Below are 24,564 nucleotides of genomic sequence, written 5' to 3'. Positions count from 1 at the left end.
GGACGCGCCCGGGTGTTCCACCCCGCGAAAAGGTGTGCAGGCCGCGCCGCTACAGCGACGGCCAGCGCTGCGCCCAGGGATGCGCCCGCTCGAACTGCCGCGCCATCGCCACCAGCAGCCAGTCGGCGCCGAAGGGGGCGACGAGCTGGAAGCCGATCGGCAGCCCCTCCGGCGAGGGGTCGCAGGGGATGCTGATCCCCGGCAGCCCGGCGGCGTTGACGAAGCCGGTGAAGGCGCGGTGGTAGGGCTTGCCGAACTCCTCGGCCGTCCAGGGCAGCGCCCCGGCGCTGGGCGTCATGAGCAGGTCGTAGGAGCGGAAGAACACCGCCATCTGCGCGTAGATCTCGCGGAAGGCGGCCAGCGCCTCGATGTAGTCGGCGGCGGAGAGCGTCTCGCCCTTCTCGATCATCTCGACATAGATGTCGCCGACCTTGCCGCGCCACTCCTGGCCGCGCACCAGCCAGGCAAGGCCGGCGGCGCCGATGTTGGGCCAGTGCTTCTCGAAGAGCTGCGGGTCGAAGGGCGCCGGGCCTTCCTCGACGGTGTGGCCCAATGCGGCGAGGTCGCGCGCGGCCTTGGCGCAGGATTCCGCGACCGGCGCATCCACCTGGTAGTCCGCCATGCGCGGCATGTAGAGGATGCGCAGGCCCTTCGGCTCCGCCGGCTCCCCCTCGTCGGCGCGGAAGGAGAGCGAGGCGCGGTCCTCGTCCAGCGGCCCCTGGATGGCGGCCAGCGCCAGGGCCAGGTCGTCCACCGTGCGCGCGATGGGGCCGATGATCTCCGCATCGTGCAGGATGATCGGCAGCCCGTTGCGCCGCGCCACCCGGCCGGTGGTGGGCTTCAGCCCGAGGAGGCCGCAGTGGCAGGCCGGCCGCCGGATCGAGCCGCCGCCGTCGGTGCCCAGCGTCAGCGGCCCCATGCCGGAGGAGACCGCTGCCGCCCCGCCGCCGGTGGAGGCGCCGGCGGTCAGCCGCGGGTCGTAGGGGTTGCGCGTGGTGCCGAACAGCGGGGTGTGCACGTTGCCGCGCCCGAGCGTGAACTCCGACACGTTGGTCTTGCCCAGGATCACGGCACCCTGCGCCCGCAGCCGCGCCACCGGGGTCTCGTCCACCGGCGCGACGTAGTCCTTGTACAGCGCGCTGCCCCAGGCGCAGCGCAGCCCCTGCACGGGGATGTTGTCCTTGATGCTGACCGGCACGCCGTCCAGCCTGCCCAGCGGCTTGCCCTCGGCGTGGCGCGCATCGCTCTGCTCCGCCGCCACGCGCGCCCCGCCCTCGTCCAACTGGGCGAAGGCGTTCACCACCGGGTTGGCGACGGCGACGCGCGACAGCACCGCCTCCAGCGCCTCGCTCGGGCGCAGCGTGCCGTCGCGGAAGCGCGCGGCCAGGGTGGTGGCAGGAAGCTGCCAGATCTCGTCAGCCATGTGGGGCGTTCCTTGCTTGCTGGGCGTCAGGGCGCGGGAGTGACGAAGCGGGCCAGGGTCCACTCGTCGGCACGTGGGACATAGGCGAGGCCCGGGCGCGTCGCCCAGACGTTCACCTGGAACAGGATCGGCACGATGGCCTGGTCGGCCATCGCCGTCTCCGCCGCCTGCTCCAGCAGGGCGCGGCGCTGCGCCTCGTCCACCGTGCCCAGCGCGCGCTTCAGGATCGCATCGAATTCCGGGTTGGAATAGCGGCCGCGATTGGCCGCGCCCATCCCCGTCTCGCGGTCCGGCGTGGCGATCAGCGCGCGCAGCGAGGCGGAGGCCTCGCCCGTGTTCGCGCCGAAGCTCAGCAGCATGGAGGAGAAGGCGTAGTTCGGCGCCCCGCCCTGCGACAGCAGCACGGAGAAGGGCAGCGCCTCCGCCTTCGCCTCGATGCCCGCGCGGGTCAGCATCTGCGCCACCGCCTGCAGCAGCTTGTCGTCGTTCGGGAAGCGGTCGTTCGAGCCCTGGATGGCGAGGCGGAAGCCGTTGGGATAGCCCGCCTCGGCCAGCAGCGCCTTCGCGCCCCCGAGGTCGAAGGCATCCGGGCGCAGCCGCGGGCTGGCGCCGAAGAAGCCCTGGGCCAGCACGTCACCGGCCGGCACCGCCTCGCCCTCCATCAGCCGTTCGGCCAGGACGGGGCGGTTCAGCGCGCGCGATATGGCCTGGCGCACGCGGCGGTCGCGCAGCGGGTTGGCGGCGAGCGGCCGGCCCTCGCGGTCGCTCGCCTGCGGCGTCACCTCGCGATGCGTGTCGAAGGCGAGGAAGGCGACGCGGTTCGAGGTGGCGCGCCACAGGTGCGCGCCGGGGCGCTTCAGCACCGCCTCACGCTGGGAGACGGGCACCGCCTCGATCATGTCCACGTCGCCCGCGGCGAGCGCGGCGACGCGCGCGGAATCGTTGGGGATGATGCGCAGCGTCACCTTCTCCCAGGCCGGCGGGCCGCCCCAGTGGTCGGCGTTGCGGGTGAAGGACGCCTCCGCCCCCGGGGTGAAGGCCGCATAGCGGAACGGGCCGGTGCCGATCATCGCCTCGCCGCTGCGGAAGGCGTCGGACCCCGCCTTGCCGAAGCGCGCCGCGATGATGTCGATGGTGGAGAGATCCGTCGGCAGCAGCGGATAGGGCGCGCGCGTGGTGATCCGCAGCCGGTGCGGCCCGAGCGCTTCCACCGAGGCGATGGCGCGCACGAACTGCGCGAAGCTGCCCGGGCTGTTCTGCACGGCGGGAACGCGCGCCAAGCTCGCCACCACGTCCTCGGCGGTGAAGGGCTGGCCGTCGTGGAAGCGCACGCCCTCGCGCAGCACGAATTCCCAGACGGTGTCGGAGACGGTGGTCCAGGACAGCGCCAGGCCGGGCGTCAGGTTCTGCTTCTCGTCCTGGTGCACCAGCCGGTCGAAGACATGCGCCGCGATGGCATTGTTCGGCATCAGGTTGTGGAAATGCGGGTCGATCGAGGTCGGCGGCGACGAGGTGCCGATCATCAGGCTCTGCGCCCCGGCCGGCGTGCCGGCCGCAAGCAGCGCGGCAAGGGTCAGGGCGGTCGTCTTCCTGAGCACGGGTGGCCTCCGTCGGCGGTGGTGGCGGGCAGCAGGCCGCTGCCAGCGGTCACGGCCCCGCGGCATTCGCCAGGACGCATGCCGCGGGGCCATCGGCATTCAGCAGGAACGGCATTCAGCAGGAAGCATGCCGCACGCATCGCGTCGCGCACCATGGCAGCCATGCGCAAGGTCACCATGGACTTGACGACAGCCTGCACGCGCGGGATGCAGCGCCCAGGGAAGCGCGCCGGTCCTGTCTCGCGAAGGGCCCGATCATGATTCGGCAAGCCGCTTTCCTTCCACGCCGCGGTATGCTCGCCGCTGCCGCCACGCTTCTCGCTTGCCCCGCCCTGGCGCAGCCCAGGCTGCCGGGCAAGACCGTGCGCATCATCGTGCCCTTCGCGCCCGGCGGCATCAGCGACATCGTCGCGCGCATGATGGCCGATGCGCTGTCCGGCCCGCTGGGGCAGCCGGTGGTCGTGGAGAATCGCAGCGGGGCCGGCGGCAACATCGGGGCCGAGTACGTCGCGCGTTCCGCCCCCGACGGCGCCACGCTGCTCGCCGCCAGCCCCTCGGTGATGGCGATCGCCAAGCCGCTCTACCCGAAGCTGAACTACGATCCGGACACCGAGCTGGTGCCGGTCGGCATGATGGGCGCCCAGGCCAATGTCCTGCTCACCAGCCCCAGGGCGCTGACCGTGCCGACGCTGGAGGGGCTGGTGAAGGCGGCGAAGGAGCGCCCCGGCGCGGTCAATTTCGGCTCCAGCGGCGCCGGCTCGCTGGCGCACCTGACGGGGGTGCTCTTCGCCGCCGATGCGGGCATCGAGATGACGCACGTCCCCTATCGCGGCAGTCCACCCGCCGTGGCCGACCTCGTTTCGGGCCAGATCCAGATGCTGTTCGACGCGGTGACCACGGCGCTGCCGCTGGCCGAGGCGGGCTCCCTGCGCATGCTCGGCACCGCCACCGCCGCGCGCCAGCCCGCCATCCCCGCGGTGCCCAGCCTGGTGGAACTCGGCTACCAGCGCTCCGACGCGCCGAACTGGTTCTGCCTCTTCGCGCCCTCGGCCACGCCGCCCGCCACGCTGGCGATGCTGCGCGGGGCGGTGGAGGACATCGCCGCCTCGCCCGGCTGGGCGCAGCAGATGCAGGCGCGCAGCGCCACCACCCTGCCTTACTCCGGGGCGAGGCTGGATGAGTTCCTGGCGACCGAGCGTGCGCGCTGGGCCGAGACGGTCCGGCGCAGCGGGGCGACGGTGGAGTGACGCCGCCCCGACCGGCTTCGGCGAAGATGGCTGGGGAAAGACAACCTACGGCTGTATAGGCACCCCCGTCAGCCGAAGGTGACGGCGAAGCGGAGGCAAGACGCGATGGATCAATCCCCTGCCATCCCGGGGACCGGGCTGCCCCCTGCCGCACCTGCCGGGGAAGGGAGTGCCGGCTGGTCGTCGCTGTGGGCCTCCATCGCTCCGGCGGAGGCGGCAGCGATCGCCGGGGTGGTGCGAGACCGGCAGGAGGCCCTGGTCGGGGCCTTCTATACCACCCTGCTCCAGCATCCCGAGGCGCGGCACTTCCTCTCCGCCCGGGTCGTCGGCGAGCGGCTCGGCCGGGCCCTGGGGCAGTGGCTGCTGCGGCTTTTCTGCGACCCGGCGCCGGACGATGCGACCTTCGCGGCGGAGCAGGAGAGGATCGGCATGGCCCATGCCCGCATCCGCCTGCCGCTGCATCTGGTGATCCAGGGCGCCGCCATCCTCAAGGCCGGCATCGCGCAGGGGCTGGAGCAGACCGACCTCCCGCGTGGGGCGCTGTGCCGCGCGGTGGTGCATGTCCATGCGGCCATCGACCTGTCGATCGCGGCGATGAGCCGGAGCTTCGTCAACGATACCGCCCAGGGGGCACAGGTGGAGGAGGCCTTCCGGCTCTTCTCCCTGGGCCAGGACATCACCCTGGAGCGCGAGACGCAGCGCGCGGCGCTGATGGAATGGAGCCAGGCCGTGCTCTTCGGCCTGCACAGCACCCCCGACAGCCCCCTGCCCGCCATCGGGCGCTCGGAGTTCGGCCTCTGGCTGAACCACAAGGCGGAGTTCCTCTTCCGCGGCTCGCCGGTGCTGGAGCGGCTGCAGGGCAGCCTGGCCGGGATCGACGCCGACCTCCTGCCGCGGCTGGCGGCCGCGCGGGGCGACGGCACGGGGGAGCTCGGCCACGATTTGGAGGAGCTCCAGAACCGCATCGCCGAGATCAAGTACCTGCTCGCGGAGATGTTCCAGGGTGCGGCAGCCCTGGAGAGCGGGCGCGATCCCCTGACCCGCGCGCTCAACCGCCGCTTCCTGCCCACCCTGCTGGGGCGGGAGGTGGCCGCGGCGCTCCGTGGCGGCGGCACCCTCAGCGTGCTGATGATCGACGTCGACCACTTCAAGTCGGTCAACGACCGCTTCGGCCATCCCGGCGGCGACACGGTGCTCCAGGCCCTGGCCGAGACCATCCTGGAATGCTGCCGCAGCAGCGACGTCGTCTTCCGCTATGGCGGCGAGGAGTTCCTCGTGGTGCTGGTGGAGACCGACGCCGAGGCGGCCATGCGGGTCGCAGAACGCCTGCGCCTGCAGATGGCGGGCCGGAGCATCCGGCTGCCCGACGGGCAGGCGGCCCGGGTGACCCTGTCGATCGGCGTCGCGACCTTCGATGGCCACCCCGACCACGCCCGCCTCATCACCGCGGCGGACCAGGCATTGTACCGGGCGAAGCAGGGTGGCCGGAACCGGTCCGTCGCGGCCTGACGCCGCCGCGCCCCGCCGGACCGGCCTGGGTCCCCCGGGCCTCAGCCGGCCGCGAGCAGCGCGTCCGTCTCCGCCGCCCAGGGCATGGCCTGGGCGGCCCCGGGCCGGCCCACGGCCAGGGAGGCGGCCGCCGCCGCCCGGCGCATGGCCGCCGCCAGGGGCGCGCCGCGCGACAGGGCGGCGGCCAGCACGCCGCACCAGCAATCCCCGGCCCCGGTGGTATCGACCGCCGTGGCGGGGAAGATCGCCTGCCGCAGCGGCCCGCCCACCGTCGCCGCCTCGGCCCCCGCCTCGCCCAGGGTGACGGCCACGTCGATCCCCAGCGCCGCGTGCAGCGCCGCCGCCGCGGCGCCGCAGCCCAGCCGCTGCGCCAGCCACGCGGCCTCGTGCTCGTTGACGATCAGCAGGTCGAGCGCGCGCAGGGTCTCCGGCGGCAGGTCGCCAGGCGGCGCCAGGTTCAGCACCACCCGCGCCCCGCGCCGCCGCGCCCGGCCGATCAGCGCCGCCATCTCCGGCACCGGGACCTCCATCTGCAGCAGCAGCAGCGTGTCGGGGCCGAGCGCGGCCTCCTCCACCTGCGTCGCCCGCGCCAGGGCGTTGGCGCCCGGCGCCACGGCGATCTGGTTGCGCCCGTCGCGGTCGACGCAGATGCAGGCGGCGCCGGTCGGCGCCTCGACGACGGCGAGGCGGGCGAGGTCCACCCCGGACTCCCGCATCGCGCCACTGGCCACCCCGGCCAGCGCGTCCCGCCCGACCGCCCCGGCGAAGGCGGTGGTGGCGTCGTCGCGCGCGGCGGCCACGGCCTGGTTCGCCCCCTTGCCGCCGGGCAGGGCGCTCCAGGCCTCGCCCAGCACGGTGTGGCCGGGGGCGGGCAGGCTCGGGACGGGAAAGACCAGGTCGGCATTGGCCGAGCCGAAGACGAGGACGGAGCCCATGCGACCCTCTCAGGCGGTGGCGCGGCCGAGCGCGAACCCGGCCACGATGCAGGCGAGCAGCAGCGCGCCCAGGTCGCCGAACAGGGCCTGGGCGAGCGGCAGGCCGATGAACAGCCCGGCCAGGATGGCGAGGATGGCAACCGGCCGGCGCCACCAGGGCCGCGATGCGACGACGCGCGCCGCGCCCCGCCCGCCGCGGCTGCCGCCCTTGCGCGCCGGCTTGCCGCCGGCCGGCCGTTTCGCCGTCGCGCCGCTCATCGAGTCCGGCTCACCCCGCCCCCTGCCGCGTCCGCCGAGTCATGCCAGGATGCCGGCGGCCGGGCCAGGGCCGGGCTTCAGGCCGGGCGGCCCAGCACCGCCATCAGCTCGCGCCATTCGCGCTTCGACAGGCCGGCGGCCGCGGCCGAGACGGGCTCGCCCGCCAGCATCCCGCGCACCACCCCCAGCATGCGGGCGGAGAGGGTGACGGCGCCCAGCCGGTAGTCGCGGAAGGCCTCGGCGGTCAGCGGCACCCAGGCGTCGAGGACGCGCAGCATCGCCTCGGCATAGACCCGGATCTCGTGCTGCGCGTGGCTGTCGGCGCGCAGCGAGAGGAAGCCCATCAGATTGTGCAGGTCGGTCTTCCAGTACCACTGGGTATAGGCGTTGAGCGTGAGGTTCATCCGCGCCAGCTCCCGCGCCAGCCCGGCGCGGCCGGCATCGAGCGCCTGGCCGGTGGCGTCCTCGTTCAGCATCTCGACGTAGTGGTCGTAGTTGCGCGTCGAATCCTCGCGCAGCAGGGCGAGCACGCGCGCCGCCTCCTCGCCCTCCAGCACCGCGCCGCGCCCCTGGCGGTTGTCGGCCGATTGCGCCGCCAGATGCTCCGGCGCGGGAATGTAGAACTCGCGGTCCATCACCGAGTAGCGCGCCGAGTACTCGTTCACGTTGGCGGTGCGGTGGCGGATCCATTGCCGCGCCACGAAGATCGGCAGCTTCACATGGAACTTGATCTCGCCCATCTCGAAGGGAGTCGAGTGCCGGTGCCGCATCAGGTAGCGGATCAGCCCGCGATCCTCGTTGGCCGCGCGCGTGCCGCGGCCGTAGGAGACGCGCGCCGCCTGCACCACGGCCGCGTCGTCGCCCATGTAGTCGATCACCCGCACGAAGCCGTGGTCCAGCACGGGGATCGGCTCGAACAGCATCTCCTCCAGCGCGGGCACGGTGGGGCGGCGGGTCTCGGCCCGGGCGGCGCGGGCCTCGGCCAGTTCCGCGCGCTGCTCTTCCGTGAAGTCCATCTGCCTAACCCCCGTCCTGGTCCCGCGCGGCGCCAGGCCCGGCACCGGTGCCGCCATGCGGATGGCGGGGTCCGGCGCGGCCGCGCGGGGGGCCGGCCCTTCTAGCGGAAGGAGGCCGCCCGGCCCGTGGCGCGCCGGTCACGCGGGCCCGGAAGGGTGGCTTATCCCCGGCTTCCACAGCCCGTCGCCGGCCAGCCCGGAGCATTGCGCGCCATCTGAAATCTGATATTGCAGATGCGCCGCCGCGCCCAGGCCGCCCGGCCCGGATGCGTGCAGGCCCAACCGTCCCGGAAGGAAACGCCCTTGCCACGCCTGCTCGCCGCGCTCGGATTCTGCCTCCTCGCCGCCCTCTCTCCAGCCGCCGCGCAGCTTCCCGACCGGCCGCTGCGCGTCATCGTCCCCTCCCCGCCCGGCGGCACCGGCGACATCGTGGCGCGGCTGCTGGCCGAGGCGGCGGCGCCGCACCTGCCGCGCGGCGCGGTGGTGGACAACCGCGCGGGGGCCAACGGCAATATCGGCATGGCGGAGGCCGCGCGCGGCGCCCCCGACGGCTCCGTCCTGGTGCAGTGCGCCTTCGGCCCCTGCGGCGCCAATCCGGCGCTCTACGCCCAGCCGGGCTACGAGCTGGACGCCTTCGTGCCGGTGATCCTGACCGGCGCCGTGCACAACGTGATGGTGACGCGGCGCGGCTTCCCGGCGCGGACCCTGCCGGAGGTGATCGCGCTGGTGAAGGCGAAGCCCGGCACCGTCACCTTCGCCTCCTCGGGCGTCGGCGCCTCCAACCACCTCGGCCCGGAGCTGCTGCGCACGCGCTTCGGGCTCGACTGGGTGCACGTGCCCTATCGCGGCAGCGGCCCCGCCATCACCGACCTCGTCGCCGGCACGGTGGACGTGTTCTTCGACAACATCCCCTCGATCCTTCCCCATATCCGCGCGGGCGCGGTGCAGCCTGTCGCCGTGCTCTCCGCGCAGCGCCTGCCGGAGCTGCCGGAGGTGCCGACCTTCGGCGAGTCCGGCGCGCCGGGCGTGGTGATCGACAGCTGGTTCGGCTTCCTCGCCCCGCCGCGCACCCCGGCCGCGGTGGCCGAGGCGCTGAACGCCGCCTTCAACCAGGCCCTGTCGCAGCCCGCCGTGCAGGAGCGGCTGCGCGCCGCCGGCGTGGAACCCCTCGGCGGCGGGACGGCGCGCATGGGCGAGCAGGTCCGCACCGAATCGGCCCGCTGGGCCGAGGTGGTGAAGGCCAACGGCATCCGGGCGGAGTGAGAGAGATGAGCCGCATCACCGCGCTGCGGACCATCCGCATCACCGAGCGCCCCAACCTCCTCTGGGTCGAGATCGACACCGACGAAGGGCTGACCGGGCTGGGCGAGACCTTCCGCGGCGCCGAGGCCAGCGAGGCGGTGCTGCACGAGCACGTCTTCCCCTGGCTGCTGGGCCGGGATTCGCGGCGGATCGAGGCGGTCTCGCGCCACCTCCTCACCCCCTATGTCGGCTTCGGCGCCGCCTCGGCCGAGGTGCGGGCGGCGAGCGCGGTGGACATCGCGCTCTGGGACCTCGCCGGCCAGCGCCACGGCATCCCCGTGCACGAGGCGCTGGGCGGCGCCTCGCGCGATGCCATCCGCGCCTACAACACCTGTGCCGGCTACGACTACAACAGCCGCGGCCGGGTGCAGCGGGCGATCGGCGCGGCGGATGCGGCCATCGGGCCGTATGACGACCAGGTCGCCTTCAACCGCGACGCCGGGGCGCTGGCCGAGAGCCTGCTGTCCGAAGGCTATGCGGCGATGAAGATCTGGCCCTTCGACCCCTTCGCCGCCGCGACCGGCGGGCAGGCCATCTCGCTCACCGACCTCAAGGCGGGGCTGGAGCCGTTCCGCAGGATCCGCGCCGCCGTGGGCGAGCGGATCGAGGTGATGGCGGAGCTGCATTCGATGTGGTCCGCCACCGCCGCCGCCCGCATCTGCCACGCGCTGGAGGACTACGCCGTCACCTGGGCGGAGGACCCGCTCGCCAAGATGGACGATCCGAAGGTGCTGGCCGACCTGCGGCGGAGCACGCGCGTGCCGATCTGCGGCAGCGAGACGCTGGGCGGGAAAGGCGCCTTCCGCCGCATGCTGGAGGCGGATGCGCTGGATATCGTGATGCTCGACCTCGGCTGGTGCGGCGGGCTGACCGAGGCGCGCAAGATCGCGGCGCTGGCCGAGGCGTACAACCGCCCCCTCGCCCCGCACGACTGTACCGGGCCGGTGGCGCTGCTGGCCGGGCTGCACCTCGCCTTGCATGCGCCAACCGCGATCTTCCAGGAGGTGGTGCGCGCCACGCTGGCGAGCTGGTACCCGGAGCTGGTCACCACCCTGCCGGTTGTGCGGGCCGGGATGGTGCACGCCCCCGAGGCCGCGGGCCTGGGCACGGCGCTGCGCCCCGAGGTGCGGCGGCGCCCCGACGCGGTGGTGCGGGAGGCGCGGGCCGGCTGAGCCGGTGGCGGGTGCATGAGCCCGGCGTGAAGAATGCGACAGGTCGGCGACCTGTCCGCTTTGTCACGCCCTTCGGCGGGGATCGTCGCGCTCAATGCGCGCGCGGCGCCCACCCCATTCCGGCGGTTTCAGGCGGCGCCGATCCGGAGGATCTCCATGGGGGCCGTTTCCCGGCTGTTCGACCCGCTCTGGCGGGCGATCGGCAACAACACGCTCGTCAGCTGCATCGTGCTGGCCATCGCCACCTTCGCCGCCTTCTGGCTGCACAGCCCGTCCCTGGGCACCGTGCTCGGCTGCGTGCTGGGGACCGTGATGATGGTCCGCGCGGAGAAGGACAACCCCGCCGTGCCGGCGGCCCCGGTCCCCGCGGAATAGCCCGCGCGACGACCGGCGGCTCCCTGGAAAAGCCGGCCGGCCGATGCTATCTGTACGGCGTCCCCTCGGGGACTATGGCGATAAACGTTGCGTGGAATAAGCGTTGCGGACCCGGGGGCAGTGCCCGGCGCCTCCACCATCCCTCCCCCACCCGCCCCGCCTTGTCAGCGGTCCGGCGGTTCGAACGGGGGGCGACAGGGAGACCTGGGGGCGAAACAGGCTCGACGCGCGAGGTAAAGACGCAGCTTTTGCCCGGCATTGTACCGCCGTTATCGGGCTAAATCACAAGTGCCAACGACAACAGCCGCGAGGCTGTGGCGCTCGCTGCCTAACCATAGGTAAGCGCGGTCCGGGGGGAACCGGGCAACAGAATCCCCCCACTTCCCCCTGCCGGCCCCAGGTGCCAGCCCAGGCCCGTGAAATCCTTCCGCGCGGGGCGCTGGTGCGACGGCGTCATCGTTCCTACACTACGGCCGCCTGGAACGATGCGACATGAGTGAAGAGCCACCGCTGGCGGACAGCCTCCTGCCCTATGACCGCTGGACCGAGGACGCGATGCGCGAGGTGGCGCTGCGTGCCCTCGAGCATGCCGCGGCGCATGGCCTGCCGGGCGAGCACCATTTCTACCTGACCTTCCGCACCGACATGCCGGGCGTGACCGTGCCGGGCCACCTGAAGGCCCGCTACCCGCAGGAGATGACGGTTGTCCTGCAGCACCAGTTCTGGGACCTGCGGGTGGACCGGGCGCTGAAGCACGTCACCGTGGGGCTGTCCTTCGGCGGCACCCCCTCCACGCTGGTGATTCCTTTCGAAGCCATCGTGGCCTTCCTCGACCCCGCCGTGCGGCTGGGCCTGCGCTTCGGCGCGCCGGCGCCCGAGGCGGAGCCGGAGCCCGAGGGCGCGACCGCCCCGCTGCTGCCGCCGACCGAGGAGGCGGAGCAGAAGCCACCGGCCGCCGGCCAGGTGGTGAACCTCGACGCCTTCCGGCGCCGCCCCGGCAACAGCCGCGCCGACTGACCGGGCGGCCGGCCCGGCCTTTCCCCGGCACGCCTCACCCTGCCCCGCCGACCGGGGGGCAGGTTCCGCGCCTGCGCAGACGGCACCCCCGCGACACGGCGGCCCGGCTGCGCTACAGCCGGCGGTGATCGCATACCTCCCGCCCCGGAGACGCCGCGCATGAGCCCCGCCCTCGACACCCCCTCCCCCGTCGCCGCCGCCGGCCACAGCGAGGCCGATGCCGGCATGCCCGTCTCCCAGCGCAGCAAGGGCTTCGACTACAGCCCGATGTTCCCGCTGGGCGAGGACGCCACCCCCTACACCCGCCTGCCGATCGAGGGGGTGAAGGTGATCGAGGTGGAGGGCCGCAAGGTCCTCAAGGTGAGCCCGAAGGCGCTGGAGGAGCTGGCCTTCGCCGCCTGCCGCCAGGTCTCGCACCTGCTGCGCCCCGCCCACCTGGCGCAGCTCGCCAAGATCCTGAAGGACCCCGAGGCCAGCGCCAACGACCGCTTCGTCGCGCTCGACCTGCTGAAGAACGCCAACATCGCCGCCGGCGGCGTGCTGCCCATGTGCCAGGACACGGGCACCGCCATCGTCTTCGGCAAGAAGGGCCAGCGCGTCTGGATCGAGGGCGACGAGGAGGAGGCGCTCTCCTACGGCGTCCACCGCACCTACACCGAGACCAACCTGCGCTATTCCCAGATGGCGCCGCTCTCGATGTACGAGGAGGTGAACACCGGCAACAACCTGCCGGTGCAGTTCGACATCTACGCCAGCCCCGGCGAGCACCACGCGGACGAGTTCCACCTGATGTTCGTGCTCAAGGGCGGCGGCTCGGCCAACAAGACCTTCCTCTACCAGCAGACCCGCGCGGTGCTGAACCCGGGCAAGCTGCTCGGCTTCCTGGAGGAGAAGATCAAGACGCTGGGCACCTCCGCCTGCCCGCCCTACCACCTGTCCATCGTCATCGGCGGCACCTCGGCCGAGACGACGCTCAAGACGGTGAAGCTCGCCTCCACCAAGTGGCTGGACGCGCTGCCGACGCAGGGCTCGCGCGCCGGCCACGGCTTCCGCGACACGGCGCTGGAGGCGGAGGTCCACAAGCTGACGCAGAACATCGGCATCGGCGCGCAGTTCGGCGGCAAGTACTTCTGCCACGACGTGCGCGTCGTCCGCCTGCCGCGCCACGGCGCCTCGCTGCCCATCGGCATCGGCGTCTCCTGCTCCGCCGACCGCCAGATCAAGGCGAAGATCACGCCGGAGGGCGTGTTCCTGGAGGAGCTGGAGCACGACCCGGCGAAGTACCTGCCGGAGCACACGGACGACATCCTGGGTGGAGAGGTCGTGAAGATCGACCTGAACCAGCCGATGGAGGCGATCCGCGCCACCCTGACGCAGTACCCGGTCAAGACCCGCGTCTCGCTGACCGGCACCATCGTGGTCGCCCGCGACATCGCGCACGCCAAGCTGATGGAGCGGCTGGAGAGCGGCCAGGGCCTGCCGCAATACATCAAGGACCATCCCGTCTACTACGCCGGCCCCGCCAAGACGCCGGAGGGCTACGCCACCGGCTCCTTCGGCCCCACCACCGCGGGCCGCATGGACAGCTACGTCCCCGCCTTCCAGGCGGCCGGCGGCTCGCTGGTCATGCTGGCCAAGGGCAACCGCTCTCGGGCGGTGACGGAGAGCTGCAAGCGCAACGGCGGCTTCTACCTCGGCTCGGTCGGCGGCCCGGCGGCCCGGCTGGCGCAGGACTGCATCCGCAAGGTCGAGGTGCTGGAATACCCCGAGCTGGGGATGGAGGCCGTCTGGCGCATCCAGGTGGAGGACTTCCCCGCCTTCATCGTCGTGGACGACAAGGGCAACGACTTCTACGACGGGCTGGAGTAGGCCCGGCGTGGAGGCCCGCTACCTGGCGGAGTCCCCGGGCATGACCGACCCGCGCGAGACCGGACCGCACGGCCCCCGCGCGGTGCGGTTCAACGGCCCCGGCTGGTACGTGCTGGACGATTCCGACGAGATCACCGACGGCCCCTTCGCGACGCGGGAGGCGGCGGAGCAGGTGATCGCGCAGCAGTACCCGCCGCCGCGACGCTGAGGGCGCCATGACCCGCCGCCTGATCTCCTCCGGCTCCGCCTTCGAGGAGGCGATCGGCTATTCCCGCGCCGTGGTGGACGGACGGGACGTCTTCGTCTCCGGCACCACCGGCTATGACTACGCGGCCATGACCATCGCGCCGGGCGTGGTGGAGCAGGCGGAGCAGTGCTTCGCCAACATCGCCGCCGCCCTGGCCGAGGCGGGCGCGACGCTGGACGACGTGGTGCGCGTTCGCTTCATCGTGCCGGACCGCGCGGACTGGGAGCCCTGCTGGCCGGTGGTCCGCCGCCATCTGGGGCGCGCCCGTCCCGCCGCCACGCTGATCCATGCCGGGCTGCAGACCGATGCGATGCGCATCGAGATCGAGGTCACGGCGCGGCTTCCCGAAACACCCCAAGGCAGGGCCTGAGATGCGCTTCTCCGTCGACCGTCTCGACCACCTGGTCATCACCTGCGCGGATGTGGAGACCTCCGCCTCCTGGTACCAGCGCGTCCTGGGGATGGAGCGGGAGGGCTTCGGCCCGCACAACCGCACCGCGCTCCGCTTCGGGGGGCAGAAGCTCAACCTGCGCCCCGTCGAATCGAGCCAGGAGGAATGGTTCACCGGCACGGGTGCGGCCCCTGGCAGCCAGGACCTGTGCTTCATCGTCACGGTCAGCGCCGAGGACACGATCGAGCACCTGCGCGCCTGCGGCGTGGCGGTGGAGCTGGGTCCCGTGCCAAAGGCCGGGGCGCTGGGGCCGATCACCTCCGTCTACTGCCGCGACCCGGACGGCAACCTGATCGAGGTCGCCACCTACTCGGACCCCGACATGCCCTGAGACGTTGTCGGGGGACGCGCCATTTGGCTTGACAAGTTGAGAGTAATTCTCAACTAAAGCCATGGAGGTTCCCCATGGACGACCCCGTGACCCCGCCCAGCGGGATGCGAACCGAGACGGACAGCCTCGGCACCATCGACATCCCCGCCGACCGCTACTGGGGCCCGCAGACGGAGCGGGCCCGGCAGCTCTTCCGCATCGGCGTCGAACGCTTCCCGCCGATCCTGATCCGTGCGGTCGGCCTGCAGAAGCAGGCAGCGGCGGAGGCCAACAAGGCCCTGGGCGAGCTGCCGGCGGAGATCGCCGATCCGATCATCGCCGCCGCCCGCCAGATCGCGGCGAACGGGCGCGACGCCGATTTCCCCCTGCCCGTCTGGCAGACCGGCAGCGGCACCCAGACGAACATGAATGCCAACGAGGTCATCTCGAACCTCGCCAACGAATCGCTCGGCCAGCCGCCGGGCAGCCGCAAGCCCGTCCACCCCAACGACCACGTCAACCGCGGCCAGTCCTCCAACGACAGCTTCCCCACGGTGATGCACGTCGCCGCCGCCGAGGCGGTGACGCACCACCTGATCCCCGCGCTGGAGGCGCTGCACGCCTCGCTCGACGCCCGGGCGCGGCAGTGGGCGGATGTGGTGAAGGTCGGCCGCACCCACCTGATGGACGCCGTCCCGGTCACGCTGGGCCAGGAGTTCGCCGCTTGGGCGCGGATGGTGGAACTGGGCATCGCCCGCCTGCGGGACGCCCTGCCCCGCCTGATGGCGCTGCCCCAGGGCGGCACCGCCGCCGGCACGGGGCTGAACACCCACAAGGACTTCGCCGCCGCCTTCGCGGAGCGGATGGCGGCGCTGACCGGCCTGCCCTTCGTCGCGAACCTCAACCCCTTCGAGGGCATGGGCGCGCACGACGCCTTCGTGGAGCTGCAGGGGGCGATGAACGTCCTCGCCGTCTCGCTGAACAAGATCGCCAATGACGTGCGCCTGCTCGGCTCCGGCCCGCGCTCCGGCTTCGCGGAGCTGGTGATCCCGGCGGACGGGCTGTCCTCCTCCATCATGCCGGGCAAGACCAACCCGACCCAGAGCGAGGCGCTGACCATGGTCTGCGCCCAGGTGATGGGGAACACCACCACCGTCACCGTGGCGGGCGCCCAGGGCCACCTGGAGCTGAACGTCTTCAAGCCCGTCATCATCCAGGCCGTGCTGCAATCGGCCCAGCTCCTGGGCGACGCGTCGCGCAGCTTCGCCGCCAACATGGTGGACAAGCTGGAGCCGAACCTGGACCGGATCGCCACCAACCTCGCCAACTCGCTGATGCTGGTGACGGCGCTGAACCCGCATATCGGCTACGACAAGGCCGTCGCGATCGGGAAGCTGGCGCTGAAGGAGAGCCTGCCGCTGCGGGATGCGGCCGAGAAGCTGGGCTACGTGACGCCCGGGGATTTCGATCGCTGGGTCCGGCCCGAGGAGATGATCCACCCCGGCGCCACGCTGGCGGGCGGCTGAAAGGAGGCACGAGACATGTCGGACATCATGAGGGCGCGGATTGGGCACCTGGCCAAGCGCTCCTTCACCCTGGCGGGCCATCGGACCTCCGTGGCGCTGGAGCCGGAGTTCTGGGCGGCGCTGGAAGGGGTGGCACGGCAACGCGGCCAGGGCCTCTCACGCCTGGTGGCGGCCGTGGATGCGGATCGGTTGGACGACACGCGCCCCCTTGCCTCGGCGCTGCGGGTGCTCGCGCTGACCGAGGCCGTGGGACGGGACGCCCAGGCCGCCTGACGCGCGGCCTGTCCGCCCGACAGGCGATGACGGCCCCGGGCGGCTCCGCCCGGGGCCGCCCTACCCTCCGCCGATCTGCTGGCTCGCGCGCCGAACCCAAGCACCCGCGAGCTTTTCGGTTGCGTGTGATACAATTCATGCAACCATAAGTTTTATGGGCCGTATAATAATCCCTCAGACGAGAACCTGACCCTGCCACCAGGCGGGGTCGCCCGCAGCCTTCGTAACATTACGATATCGTACCGGATTGCGGGTGGCAGGACAGAGGGACATGGCCAGCACGCTGTCAGTGGCATCCGGCTGGGTCGCGCTGGACCAGCCCGTCCTGGGGGCGGGGTCCTTCGCCGCCGATCCGACCATCCTGCGCGACGGGGAGATCTGGCGCCTGTACTATACGGGCGTCGACCCCGAGACCCTGCGCCCCGCCATCCTGCAGGCCATCTCCCCGGACGGCCTGACCTGGACCGTCGTCGGCGGGGCGGCGACGCCTTCCATGGCCGCCAGGTCCACCAGCGGCGACCATGCGAATGTCGAGACCGCCGGGGTCTTCCGGACGGATGACGGGATCATCCTGCTCTATTCCGCCTACCCGGATGACGGTTACCCGCGGCCGCAATTCCCCGCGCAGCTCTACGCCGCGCGCTCCACGGACGGCGTCCACTTCACGCCCGTCTCGGACACGCCGCTGCTCAGCCCGACACCGGGCTGGTACGACAACGACGCCATCTTCAGCCCCAGCATCCTGCCCTATGGCAGCGGCTACCTGATGATCTATGCGGGCCACCAGTATTCCGACACCTCCGCCACCGGGGGCCATGGCGGCGTATTCCTGCTGGCGGCGACCTCGCCGGACGGCCTGACCTGGACCAAGCATCCGGCACCGATCCTGGCGGCGTCCGGGGCAGGCTGGATGTCGGACGGCGTCGCCGAGCCGTCGATCGTGCTCGGCCCGGACGGGCGCTACACCCTGTTCTTCACCGGGCTCCACGCGGAGGAGCGGTCGATCGGCATGGCGGTGTCCGATGACCCACTCTCCGGCACCTGGGAGGTGAGCGCGGCCCCCATCCTGACGTCCATCGGCAGCGGCTTCGCCAGCGGCATGGTCATCGCCCCCGAGGCGGTGGTGGAGGACGGGCTGATCCGCCTGTGGTTCACCGGCGTGACCGAGGGGGATGCCTGGTCGATCGGCTATGCCCAGACCGGACCGGAGCTTGCCCAGCCGGATCCCTCCCGCGTGCTGCAACTCGGCACTGCGGGGGACAACCTCCTGACGGGCGGCGGCCGCGCGGACGACATCGCCGCCATGGCGGGCCATGACACCCTCTTCGGCGCCGGGGGCAACGATACGCTCGATGGCGGGGACGGCGACGACCGGATCGACGGCGGCCCGGGCGACGACTCCCTGCTCGGCGGCGACGGGCAGGATTCCGTGACCGGCGGGGACGGCACCGATACGCTGCTGGGCGGTGGGGGCGCGGATGCGCTCGACGGGGGCGCCGGCAACGACCTGATCCAGGGGGGCGCCGGCGACGACCTGCTCGATGGCGGCACGGGGGCCGATACGCTGCGCGGCGGCGCGGGGGACGACGTCTTCGTCATCGACGCCCCGGGCGACGTGGTCGTCGAGCTGGCCGGGGAAGGCAACGACACCGCCGTCAGCTCCGTCACCTACACCCTGCCGGCGCAGGTCGAGAACCTCGTGCTGACGGGCAGCGGCCGCACGGACGGCACCGGGAACGGCCTGGCCAATATCCTTCTAGGCTCGGAGCGGGACAACAGCCTCTCCGGCGGCGCCGGGAGCGACACGCTGCAAGGCGGGGCCGGCAAGGACACGCTCGACGGCGGCACGGGCGCGGACGTGATGGCGGGCGGGGCCGGCGACGACCTCTACCGCGTCGACCATGCGGGCGACTATGTGCATGAGGATGCCGGGGGCGGCCGGGACACGGTGCAATCCTCGGTGACCTTCGCCCTGCCCGCACAGGTGGAGGTGCTGGTCCTGACGGGTTCCGCCGCCATCAGCGGCTATGGCGGCAGCGGCGCCGACAGCATCACCGGCAATGCCGCGGCCAACCGGATCGAGGGAGCCGGGGGCAACGACACGCTCGTGGGCGGCGCCGGGAACGACACCCTCTCGGGCGAGGCCGGCAACGACGTGCTGACCGGCGGGACCGGGACCGACCTGCTCTCCGGCGGCGCCGGCAGCGACCGCTTCGTCTTCACCAGCACCGCCGACACACCCCGCGGCAAGGCGGACACGATCCTCGACTTCGCCGCCGGCGACCGCATCGACCTGCGCGACATCGACGCGAACACGCAGTTGGCCGGCGACCAAGCCTTCATCCTGTCCACCTCCCTCGGCCTGGGCAGGCTCGTAGCCAGCCAGGGCGCAGGGGTCACCACCCTGCGGGGCGACGTCAATGGCGACGGCATCGCCGATCTGGAAATCCGGCTGCAGGGCCTGCACACCCTCACCGCCTCTGACGTCCTGCTCTGATACGGACGACGGAATGACGTGGCCCGTTATGCTGTGATGGTCCGGCGGTGGACCGGGAGGGGACGCTGGCCTGCGGCATCGACGCCGTGCGTCGATCCCCGTCCCGGACCCTCCCCTGCCGGGGCCACAAGCGGACCCCGGTCCCCGCTGGGAGTTGGTCCTACCCGGTAGGCGTCAGCCTGCGGGCTGAACCCTGACGGAGCGCAGACAGGCGGAACTCTGAAGAAGCTTTCAGAGGGCGTCAGCGAGCGCGGACACCGTGCCCGCCGAGGAGCATGGCTCCTCGGCGCCTCGACCCCGTCACCACTACCGCGCGGCAGCGCCGATCGGGTCCAGGGCCCGCAGGGTCCTGGCGGAGTGGGGGTATCGGGGGCGAGGCAGAGCCTTGCCCCCGGGGCCCCGGGCGCACCCCACGCCGCCACGGATCAAGGCATCGTACCGCGCGTATGAGCAGGGCAGCCCTTCCGCAACCCCGACAGCTCCCTGGGCGCTACCTGGCGCAGGACCGGGAAGGCAGCGTAGCGATGGCCCTCGGATGGCTTCGAGCCGGCTTGGTGCTGACGGCGATGCTGTCGGCCGTTTCCGTCTGCGCACAGACTGCCGCGCCGGATACGACGACACGGACCGATCCGATGGTCATCCCGCCTGGCCCGCTGCCCCGCACCAATGCCGATCCCGGCATCGTCGCCCCTACGCCGGAGCCGCCGCCCGGCACCACGGACCACCGCATGCCATTGGTCGTCCCACCCGGCGGCGGCGACCCGACCAGGCCACGCGACGGGGCACCGCCTCAGTCCGGGTCGGGCGAGGCCAGGCCCAGCCGATAGGCGCTCAGCTCCCGCGGCGTCGGCAGGGTGGTCTCCGGACGGCCGAAGGCGGCACTGAACGTCAGCACCACCAGACCTGTCGAGGCATCGAGGGATGGGGCCGGGCTCATCGCCGGCATCACCAGCGAGGGCGGAGGATCGGCCAGGGCGGCCCCGCGCGCGGCCGGCATGGCACGGGCCGCATTGACTGCGGCGGAAATGACGGACGGGTTCACCGAGGCGGACATCACACTCCTCCTGGCCCACTTCATCGGCCGGAATGCTGAGGATTCCGTTAAGCGTGGCCGTCAGCTCCCCGAGATCGACTGCACCACCCCGGTGACGAGCAGGCTGATCGCGAGGTCGAAGGCCACGAAGCCCGCGGCCGTGCCCCATCCGATCTGCAACGCGGTGCGGGTCACGAAGCCTTCCAGCCACAGGGCGTAGCCCACCGCCAGCAGTCCCGCGACGGGGCCCAGGATCTCCCCGGAGAACAGCAGCAGCACGGAGAGCACGAGGTACTGGACCACGTTGGCCCAGTTCCAGGCGGCGATGAAGCGCGGCCAGAGGGCCGCCCGGCCCAGCCGCACCGCCATGCCGAGCGAGGCCAGGGCGAAGCCCGCCCAGGTGATGACATAGCCCAGCAGCTCCGCCAGCACGGCCTGCAGCGAATCCGGCGTGCTCTCGCCCGCCTCGCCCAGCAGGCGCAGGCCCAGGAAGGCCGGGAGGCAGATCAGCGCCGCCCAGAAGGAGCGCACCGTCCCCTCGGGCGAAAGCTGCATGAAGGCCAGGCCGCGCACCTGCCCGCGGGCCAGCAGGAAGGCGCCGTGCAGCCCGGCGACGACCTGCACGGCCAGGGGCGGCGCGGCCGGCGGCGGCATGGCGCCGCTCAGCCCAGGCACTCCGCGATGACGGCGGCGTAGAGAGCGGCGAGGTCGCGCAGCTCCGCGACGGGGGTGCATTCGTCGCGCTGGTGCATGGTGGTGCCCACCGCCCCCAGCTCCGCCACGGGGCAGTAGCGGGTGATGAAGCGCGCGTCCGACGTGCCGCCGCCCGTGTCCAGCGTCGCCGCCTGCCCGGTCACGCGCTCCACCGCGCGTTGCAGCGCCTCGACGAAGGGGCCGGGCTCCGTCAGGAAGGCCTCGCCGGAGCAGGAGAAGCGGGCTTCGTGCCGCGGCGCCTCCGCCTCCAGCGCGTCGCGGATCCACCGCTCCAGGCTGGCGGCGCTGTGCCGGTTGTTGAAGCGGATGTTCAGCGTGGCCCTCGCCTCGGCCGGCACCAGGTTCGTCGTGGGATTGCCGACATCGACGGTGGTGACCTGGAGCGAGGAGGGCTCGAACCACTCGGTGCCCTCGTCCAGCGGCGCCGCCGTCAGCCGGTGCAGCACCCGCACCAGCCGGTGCACGGGGTTGTCGCAGCGTGCCGGATAGGCGACGTGGCCCTGGGTGCCGAACACGGTCAGATAGGCCGTGATGCTGCCCCGCCGGCCGATCTTGATGGTGTCGCCCAGCCGCGCCTTGCTGGTCGGCTCGCCCACCAGCGCCATGTCGGGCGTATGGCCGTTCGCCGCCATCCACTCCAGCACGCGGACGGTGCCGTCCTTCGCATCGCCCTCCTCGTCGCCGGTGATCAGGAAGGACAGGCTGCCGCGCGCCTGGGGGGCCGTCACGGCGGCGGCGAAGGCGGCCACGCCGCCCTTCATGTCCACCGCCCCGCGGCCGTACAGCACCCCCTCCTCCACCACCGCGGCGAAGGGGTCGTGGCGCCAGCCCTCGCCGGGCGGCACCACGTCCGTATGGCCGGCGAGGCAGAGATGCGGCCCCTCCGTCCCGCGCCGGGCGAAGAGGTTCTCCGTCTCGCCGAAGCGCAGCCGGGTGCAGGCGAAGCCCAGCGGCGCCAGGGCCGCCTCCAGCGCCGCCAGCGCCCCGTCATCGGCGGGGGTGACGGAGCGGCAGCGGATCAGCGCCTGCGCCAGGGGCAGCGGGTCGGCGGGGGGCATGGGCGCGCGGCTACTCGCGCAGCAGGTCGTTGATCGAGGTCTTCTCGCGCGTGCGCTGGTCCACCCGCTTCACGATGACCGCGCAGTAGAGCGACGGCCCGGGCGTGCCGTCCGGCAGCGGCTTGCCGGGCAGGGAGCCGGGCACCACCACGGAATAGGGCGGCACCTTGCCGGTGAAGACCTCGCCCGTCGCGCGGTCGACGATCTTGGTCGAGCCCGAGAGGAACACGCCCATCGAAAGCACGGAGCCGCGGCCGACGATCACCCCCTCCGCCACCTCGGAGCGGGCGCCGATGAAGCAGTCGTCCTCGATGATGGTCGGGTTGGCCTGCAACGGCTCCAGCACGCCGCCGATGCCGATGCCGCCCGAAAGGTGGCAGTTCTTCCCGATCTGCGCGCAGGAGCCGACGGTGGCCCAGGTATCGACCATGGTGCCGGAATCGACATAGGCGCCGACATTCACGAAGGAGGGCATCAGCACCACGTTCGGCCCGATATAGGCGGAATACCGCGCGATCGCGCCCGGCACCGCGCGGAAGCCGGCGGCGCGCCAGCGGTCGGAGCGCCAGTCGGCCCACTTCAGCGGCACCTTGTCCCAGGCGCCGGCGCCCTCGAACTCGCGCTTGGTGTTCTCCTCCAGCCGGAAGGAGAGCAGCACCGCCTGCTTCAGCCACTGGTTGACCGTCCAGCCGCCCTGCCCGTCCGGCTCCGCCACGCGGGCGCGGCCCATGTCCAGCATCCCCAGCGCGTCCTCGACCGCGGCGCGGTCGGCGCCCCGGGTCTCGGGCGTCAGCTCCGCGCGCCGCTCCCACAGGGCGGCGATGGTGGCGGCGAGCGTCTCGGTCATGCTTCCCTCGGGCATTGCGCAGGCATCGGGCGGCGCAGGTTCCGGCCCGTCTCGCGCGCAGGCCGCGGCAAGTCAACGGCGGAAGGCCGGAGAGGCACAGGATGCTGGGAATCGCGTCGGGCAGCGTGCCCCGTCGTCAGGGGCGCTACGAGCGGGCGGGGGCGCGCCTGTACTGGGAAGCCACGGGCAGCGGCCCGGCCCTGGTGCTGGCGCATGGGCTGGGCGGCAGCCACCTGTCCTGGTGGCAGCAGGTGCCCGCCTTCGCCGACCGCTGCACCGTGGTCACCTTTGCCCATCGCGGCTTCCACCCCTCCACGGACGCGGCCGGCACGCCGGACCCGGGCGAGTATGCGGGCGACCTGCTCGGGCTGCTCGACCATCTCGGCATCGGCCAAGCGGTGCTGGTCGGCCAGTCCATGGGCGGCTGGAGCTGCCTGGAGGTCGCCCTGGCCGCGCCGGAGCGGGTGCGCGGCCTGGTGATGTCCGCCACCTCCGGCACCATCGCGCCGACGGCGGCCGCCGGGCTGGGCGGCTGGCCGGAACGGGCGGCCGCCGAACAGGCGGCGCTGCGGGAGCGCGGCATCCACCCGGCCATGGGCGCCCGCGCCGCGGCGGAGCAACCGGCGCTGCACCTGCTCTACCGCCATGTCGACGATTCCGCCGCGCTGGCGGACAAGGAGGGGCTGCGCGCGCGGCTGATGGCCGGCCGCACCCGCCCGCCGGAGGACGTCGCCCGGCTGGCGATGCCCACCCTGTTCCTGGCGGGCGAGGAGGATATCGTCTTCCCGCCCGCCGCCGCCGTTGCCCTGGGCGAGCGGGTCGGGCGGCGCGCGGAGATCGTCCCGCGCTGCGGCCACTCGCCCTATTTCGAGCGGGCGGAGGCGTTCAACGCGATCCTGGCCCGCTTCCTCGACGCGCTGCCCTGACCGTTCAGGGACGGATCAGCGTGCCCGCGCCGCCATCGGTGAAGAGCTCGGCCAGCACCGCATGCGGCACGCGGCCATCGAGGATGACGGCGCCCTTCACCCCCTGCTCCACCGCGTGCATGCAGGTCTCGACCTTGGGAATCATGCCGCCGGAGATCATGCCGCTGGCGATGCCCGCCTTCACCTCGGCCACCGTCATCTCCGGGATCAGGCGCTTCTCCGCGTCCAGCACGCCCGGCACGTCCGTCAGCATCAGCAGGCGGGAGGCCTTCAGCGCCCCGGCCACGGCGCCGGCCACGGTATCGGCGTTGATGTTGTAGGTCTGGCCGTCCTCGCCCACGCCCACGGGCGAGACGACGGGGACGATGTCCGCGCCGATCAGCAGCTCCAGCACCTTGGTGTTCACCCGCTCCGGCTCGCCGACGAAGCCCAGGTCCAGCACCTGCTCGATGCGGCTGCCCGGGTCGCGCACGATGCGGGTGGCCTTGCGGGCGGTGATCAGGTTGCCGTCCTTGCCGCTGATGCCCACGGCCAGGGCGCCGGCGCGGGTGATGGAAGCCGCGACCTGCTTGTTGACGGTCCCGGCCAGGACCATCTCCACCACCTCGACCATCTGGCTGTCGGTGACGCGCAGCCCCTGCACGAAGGTGGACTTCACGTCCAGCTTCTTCAGCATGGCGTTGATCTGCGGCCCGCCCCCGTGCACGACGACGGGGTTGATCCCCACCTGCTCCAGCAGGGCGATGTCCGCGCCGAAGCGCAGCGCCGTCTCCTCCTCGCCCATGGCGTGGCCGCCATACTTCACCACCACGATCTGGTCGTCGTAGCGCTTGAGGAAGGGCAGCGCGCCGGAGAGGATCTCCATGCGCAGGTCGCGGGGCGCGGGCGCGTCGTCGTTCATGCGTCCTCGTTCACCGGGCGAGAGCCTCGGCACTACGGGCTGGCGGTCCAAAGGCTGTAA

The 24,564-nt window shown here is 72.5% G+C and carries 24 protein-coding genes and 1 other RNA gene; 15 read left to right on the top strand and 10 right to left on the bottom strand.

Annotation, left to right across the window (positions count from 1 at the left end; translation table 11 throughout):
- Positions 1 to 49 precede the first annotated feature (49 nt).
- Both LPC08_RS08030 and LPC08_RS08025 read right to left on the bottom strand, forming a co-directional pair.
- On the bottom strand, positions 50 to 1,423 hold the full coding sequence (locus LPC08_RS08030) for an amidase (RefSeq protein WP_230452178.1): 1,374 nt from the start codon (positions 1,421 to 1,423) through the stop codon (positions 50 to 52).
- A 26-nt stretch (positions 1,424 to 1,449) separates the two neighbouring features.
- On the bottom strand, positions 1,450 to 3,021 hold the full coding sequence (locus tag LPC08_RS08025; RefSeq protein WP_230452177.1) for an ABC transporter substrate-binding protein: 1,572 nt from the start codon (positions 3,019 to 3,021) through the stop codon (positions 1,450 to 1,452).
- A gap of 293 nt (positions 3,022 to 3,314) precedes the next feature.
- On the opposite strand from LPC08_RS08025, the gene LPC08_RS08020 reads away from it, so the two are divergent.
- On the top strand, positions 3,315 to 4,268 hold the full coding sequence (locus tag LPC08_RS08020) for a Bug family tripartite tricarboxylate transporter substrate binding protein (RefSeq protein WP_230452176.1): 954 nt from the start codon (positions 3,315 to 3,317) through the stop codon (positions 4,266 to 4,268).
- A 105-nt stretch (positions 4,269 to 4,373) separates the two neighbouring features.
- Positions 4,374 to 5,777, top strand: a complete 1,404-nt coding sequence (locus LPC08_RS08015) for a GGDEF domain-containing protein (protein WP_230452175.1) — start codon at positions 4,374 to 4,376, stop codon at positions 5,775 to 5,777.
- A gap of 41 nt (positions 5,778 to 5,818) precedes the next feature.
- Here LPC08_RS08015 and LPC08_RS08010 read toward each other — a convergent pair whose 3' ends face one another.
- The 3 genes from LPC08_RS08010 to thyX all read right to left on the bottom strand — a co-directional run bounded on the left by LPC08_RS08010 (position 5,819) and on the right by thyX (position 7,986).
- Positions 5,819 to 6,712, bottom strand: a complete 894-nt coding sequence (locus LPC08_RS08010; protein ID WP_230452174.1) for a PfkB family carbohydrate kinase — start codon at positions 6,710 to 6,712, stop codon at positions 5,819 to 5,821.
- A 9-nt stretch (positions 6,713 to 6,721) separates the two neighbouring features.
- A complete protein-coding gene (locus LPC08_RS08005) occupies positions 6,722 to 6,970 on the bottom strand; it encodes a tricarboxylate carrier family protein (RefSeq protein WP_230452173.1) in 249 nt (82 codons plus the stop codon).
- A gap of 77 nt (positions 6,971 to 7,047) precedes the next feature.
- The gene (gene thyX, locus LPC08_RS08000; RefSeq protein WP_230452172.1) at positions 7,048 to 7,986 is read right to left on the bottom strand and encodes an FAD-dependent thymidylate synthase; all 939 of its coding nucleotides are present in this window, start codon (positions 7,984 to 7,986) and stop codon (positions 7,048 to 7,050) included.
- A 303-nt stretch (positions 7,987 to 8,289) separates the two neighbouring features.
- Between thyX and LPC08_RS07995 the strand changes: the two genes are divergently transcribed.
- The 12 genes from LPC08_RS07995 (at position 8,290) to LPC08_RS07940 (ending at position 19,025) form a co-directional block, all read left to right on the top strand.
- Positions 8,290 to 9,249, top strand: a complete 960-nt coding sequence (locus tag LPC08_RS07995) for a Bug family tripartite tricarboxylate transporter substrate binding protein (RefSeq protein ID WP_230452171.1) — start codon at positions 8,290 to 8,292, stop codon at positions 9,247 to 9,249.
- Positions 9,250 to 9,254: 5 nt separating this feature from the next.
- Complete coding sequence (locus tag LPC08_RS07990; protein WP_230452170.1) at positions 9,255 to 10,460, top strand: mandelate racemase/muconate lactonizing enzyme family protein; 1,206 nt, start codon at positions 9,255 to 9,257, stop codon at positions 10,458 to 10,460.
- Between the two features lie 156 nt (positions 10,461 to 10,616).
- Complete coding sequence (locus LPC08_RS07985) at positions 10,617 to 10,835, top strand: hypothetical protein (RefSeq protein ID WP_230452169.1); 219 nt, start codon at positions 10,617 to 10,619, stop codon at positions 10,833 to 10,835.
- A gap of 20 nt (positions 10,836 to 10,855) precedes the next feature.
- Positions 10,856 to 11,217: a transfer-messenger RNA gene (ssrA, locus tag LPC08_RS07980) on the top strand.
- 110 nt (positions 11,218 to 11,327) lie between these two features.
- Positions 11,328 to 11,852 (top strand): SspB family protein, encoded by a 525-nt coding sequence (locus tag LPC08_RS07975; RefSeq protein WP_230452168.1) that lies wholly within the window; start codon positions 11,328 to 11,330, stop codon positions 11,850 to 11,852.
- A gap of 225 nt (positions 11,853 to 12,077) precedes the next feature.
- The gene (locus LPC08_RS07970; protein ID WP_230453012.1) at positions 12,078 to 13,721 is read left to right on the top strand and encodes a fumarate hydratase; all 1,644 of its coding nucleotides are present in this window, start codon (positions 12,078 to 12,080) and stop codon (positions 13,719 to 13,721) included.
- 40 nt (positions 13,722 to 13,761) lie between these two features.
- Positions 13,762 to 13,929, top strand: coding sequence for a hypothetical protein (locus LPC08_RS07965; protein ID WP_230452167.1), 168 nt, complete (start codon positions 13,762 to 13,764; stop codon positions 13,927 to 13,929).
- A gap of 7 nt (positions 13,930 to 13,936) precedes the next feature.
- On the top strand, positions 13,937 to 14,338 hold the full coding sequence (locus LPC08_RS07960; protein ID WP_230452166.1) for a RidA family protein: 402 nt from the start codon (positions 13,937 to 13,939) through the stop codon (positions 14,336 to 14,338).
- Position 14,339: 1 nt separating this feature from the next.
- Positions 14,340 to 14,750 carry a VOC family protein gene (locus LPC08_RS07955; RefSeq protein WP_230452165.1) on the top strand — a complete coding sequence of 137 codons (411 nt, stop codon included), beginning with the start codon at positions 14,340 to 14,342 and terminating at the stop codon, positions 14,748 to 14,750.
- Between the two features lie 74 nt (positions 14,751 to 14,824).
- The gene (locus LPC08_RS07950) at positions 14,825 to 16,255 is read left to right on the top strand and encodes a class II fumarate hydratase (protein ID WP_230452164.1); all 1,431 of its coding nucleotides are present in this window, start codon (positions 14,825 to 14,827) and stop codon (positions 16,253 to 16,255) included.
- Positions 16,256 to 16,270: 15 nt separating this feature from the next.
- A complete protein-coding gene (locus tag LPC08_RS07945; protein WP_230452163.1) occupies positions 16,271 to 16,528 on the top strand; it encodes a ribbon-helix-helix domain-containing protein in 258 nt (85 codons plus the stop codon).
- A gap of 271 nt (positions 16,529 to 16,799) precedes the next feature.
- Positions 16,800 to 19,025, top strand: a complete 2,226-nt coding sequence (locus tag LPC08_RS07940) for a M10 family metallopeptidase C-terminal domain-containing protein (RefSeq protein WP_230452162.1) — start codon at positions 16,800 to 16,802, stop codon at positions 19,023 to 19,025.
- 790 nt (positions 19,026 to 19,815) lie between these two features.
- Here the strand turns inward: LPC08_RS07940 and LPC08_RS07935 are convergent.
- Genes LPC08_RS07935 through dapD form a run of 4 tightly spaced genes read right to left on the bottom strand, consistent with a single transcriptional unit; the run spans position 19,816 to position 22,677 of the window.
- A complete protein-coding gene (locus LPC08_RS07935) occupies positions 19,816 to 20,079 on the bottom strand; it encodes a hypothetical protein (protein ID WP_230452161.1) in 264 nt (87 codons plus the stop codon).
- A gap of 60 nt (positions 20,080 to 20,139) precedes the next feature.
- Entirely contained in the window at positions 20,140 to 20,712 is a 573-nt protein-coding gene (locus LPC08_RS07930; RefSeq protein ID WP_230452160.1) for a hypothetical protein, read from the bottom strand.
- A gap of 8 nt (positions 20,713 to 20,720) precedes the next feature.
- Positions 20,721 to 21,830: a succinyl-diaminopimelate desuccinylase gene (gene dapE, locus LPC08_RS07925; RefSeq protein WP_230452159.1), complete on the bottom strand. Its 1,110-nt coding sequence runs from the start codon at positions 21,828 to 21,830 to the stop codon at positions 20,721 to 20,723.
- A gap of 10 nt (positions 21,831 to 21,840) precedes the next feature.
- The gene (gene dapD / locus LPC08_RS07920; protein ID WP_230452158.1) at positions 21,841 to 22,677 is read right to left on the bottom strand and encodes a 2,3,4,5-tetrahydropyridine-2,6-dicarboxylate N-succinyltransferase; all 837 of its coding nucleotides are present in this window, start codon (positions 22,675 to 22,677) and stop codon (positions 21,841 to 21,843) included.
- 101 nt (positions 22,678 to 22,778) lie between these two features.
- On the opposite strand from dapD, the gene LPC08_RS07915 reads away from it, so the two are divergent.
- On the top strand, positions 22,779 to 23,603 hold the full coding sequence (locus LPC08_RS07915) for an alpha/beta fold hydrolase (RefSeq protein ID WP_230452157.1): 825 nt from the start codon (positions 22,779 to 22,781) through the stop codon (positions 23,601 to 23,603).
- A 4-nt stretch (positions 23,604 to 23,607) separates the two neighbouring features.
- On the opposite strand, the gene argB is transcribed toward LPC08_RS07915, so the two are convergent.
- Entirely contained in the window at positions 23,608 to 24,504 is an 897-nt protein-coding gene (argB, locus tag LPC08_RS07910; protein WP_230452156.1) for an acetylglutamate kinase, read from the bottom strand.
- Positions 24,505 to 24,564: the final 60 nt, after the last annotated feature.

The sequence above is a fragment of the Roseomonas sp. OT10 genome (genome assembly GCF_020991085.1).
Classification (GTDB): domain Bacteria; phylum Pseudomonadota; class Alphaproteobacteria; order Acetobacterales; family Acetobacteraceae; genus Roseomonas; species Roseomonas cutis.
Note: the sequence above shows the minus strand (reverse complement) of the source record. Positions and strands in the feature narration are given on the sequence as shown.

Excerpts from the sequence above, each read along its gene's own strand:
- LPC08_RS08030 (WP_230452178.1), bottom strand. The coding sequence starts at position 1,423 with ATGGCTGACGAGATCTGGCAGCTTCCTGCCACCACCCTGGCCGCGCGC.
- LPC08_RS08020 (WP_230452176.1), top strand. The coding sequence starts at position 3,315 with ATGCTCGCCGCTGCCGCCACGCTTCTCGCTTGCCCCGCCCTGGCGCAG.
- LPC08_RS08015 (WP_230452175.1), top strand. The coding sequence starts at position 4,374 with ATGGATCAATCCCCTGCCATCCCGGGGACCGGGCTGCCCCCTGCCGCA.
- LPC08_RS08010 (WP_230452174.1), bottom strand. The coding sequence starts at position 6,712 with ATGGGCTCCGTCCTCGTCTTCGGCTCGGCCAATGCCGACCTGGTCTTT.
- LPC08_RS08005 (WP_230452173.1), bottom strand. The coding sequence starts at position 6,970 with ATGAGCGGCGCGACGGCGAAACGGCCGGCCGGCGGCAAGCCGGCGCGC.
- thyX (WP_230452172.1), bottom strand. The coding sequence starts at position 7,986 with ATGGACTTCACGGAAGAGCAGCGCGCGGAACTGGCCGAGGCCCGCGCC.
- LPC08_RS07990 (WP_230452170.1), top strand. The coding sequence starts at position 9,255 with ATGAGCCGCATCACCGCGCTGCGGACCATCCGCATCACCGAGCGCCCC.
- LPC08_RS07985 (WP_230452169.1), top strand. The coding sequence starts at position 10,617 with ATGGGGGCCGTTTCCCGGCTGTTCGACCCGCTCTGGCGGGCGATCGGC.
- LPC08_RS07975 (WP_230452168.1), top strand. The coding sequence starts at position 11,328 with ATGAGTGAAGAGCCACCGCTGGCGGACAGCCTCCTGCCCTATGACCGC.
- LPC08_RS07970 (WP_230453012.1), top strand. The coding sequence starts at position 12,078 with ATGCCCGTCTCCCAGCGCAGCAAGGGCTTCGACTACAGCCCGATGTTC.
- LPC08_RS07965 (WP_230452167.1), top strand. The coding sequence starts at position 13,762 with ATGACCGACCCGCGCGAGACCGGACCGCACGGCCCCCGCGCGGTGCGG.
- LPC08_RS07960 (WP_230452166.1), top strand. The coding sequence starts at position 13,937 with ATGACCCGCCGCCTGATCTCCTCCGGCTCCGCCTTCGAGGAGGCGATC.
- LPC08_RS07955 (WP_230452165.1), top strand. The coding sequence starts at position 14,340 with ATGCGCTTCTCCGTCGACCGTCTCGACCACCTGGTCATCACCTGCGCG.
- LPC08_RS07950 (WP_230452164.1), top strand. The coding sequence starts at position 14,825 with ATGGACGACCCCGTGACCCCGCCCAGCGGGATGCGAACCGAGACGGAC.
- LPC08_RS07945 (WP_230452163.1), top strand. The coding sequence starts at position 16,271 with ATGTCGGACATCATGAGGGCGCGGATTGGGCACCTGGCCAAGCGCTCC.
- LPC08_RS07940 (WP_230452162.1), top strand. The coding sequence starts at position 16,800 with ATGGCCAGCACGCTGTCAGTGGCATCCGGCTGGGTCGCGCTGGACCAG.
- LPC08_RS07935 (WP_230452161.1), bottom strand. The coding sequence starts at position 20,079 with ATGTCCGCCTCGGTGAACCCGTCCGTCATTTCCGCCGCAGTCAATGCG.
- LPC08_RS07930 (WP_230452160.1), bottom strand. The coding sequence starts at position 20,712 with ATGCCGCCGCCGGCCGCGCCGCCCCTGGCCGTGCAGGTCGTCGCCGGG.
- dapE (WP_230452159.1), bottom strand. The coding sequence starts at position 21,830 with ATGCCCCCCGCCGACCCGCTGCCCCTGGCGCAGGCGCTGATCCGCTGC.
- dapD (WP_230452158.1), bottom strand. The coding sequence starts at position 22,677 with ATGACCGAGACGCTCGCCGCCACCATCGCCGCCCTGTGGGAGCGGCGC.
- LPC08_RS07915 (WP_230452157.1), top strand. The coding sequence starts at position 22,779 with ATGCTGGGAATCGCGTCGGGCAGCGTGCCCCGTCGTCAGGGGCGCTAC.
- argB (WP_230452156.1), bottom strand. The coding sequence starts at position 24,504 with ATGAACGACGACGCGCCCGCGCCCCGCGACCTGCGCATGGAGATCCTC.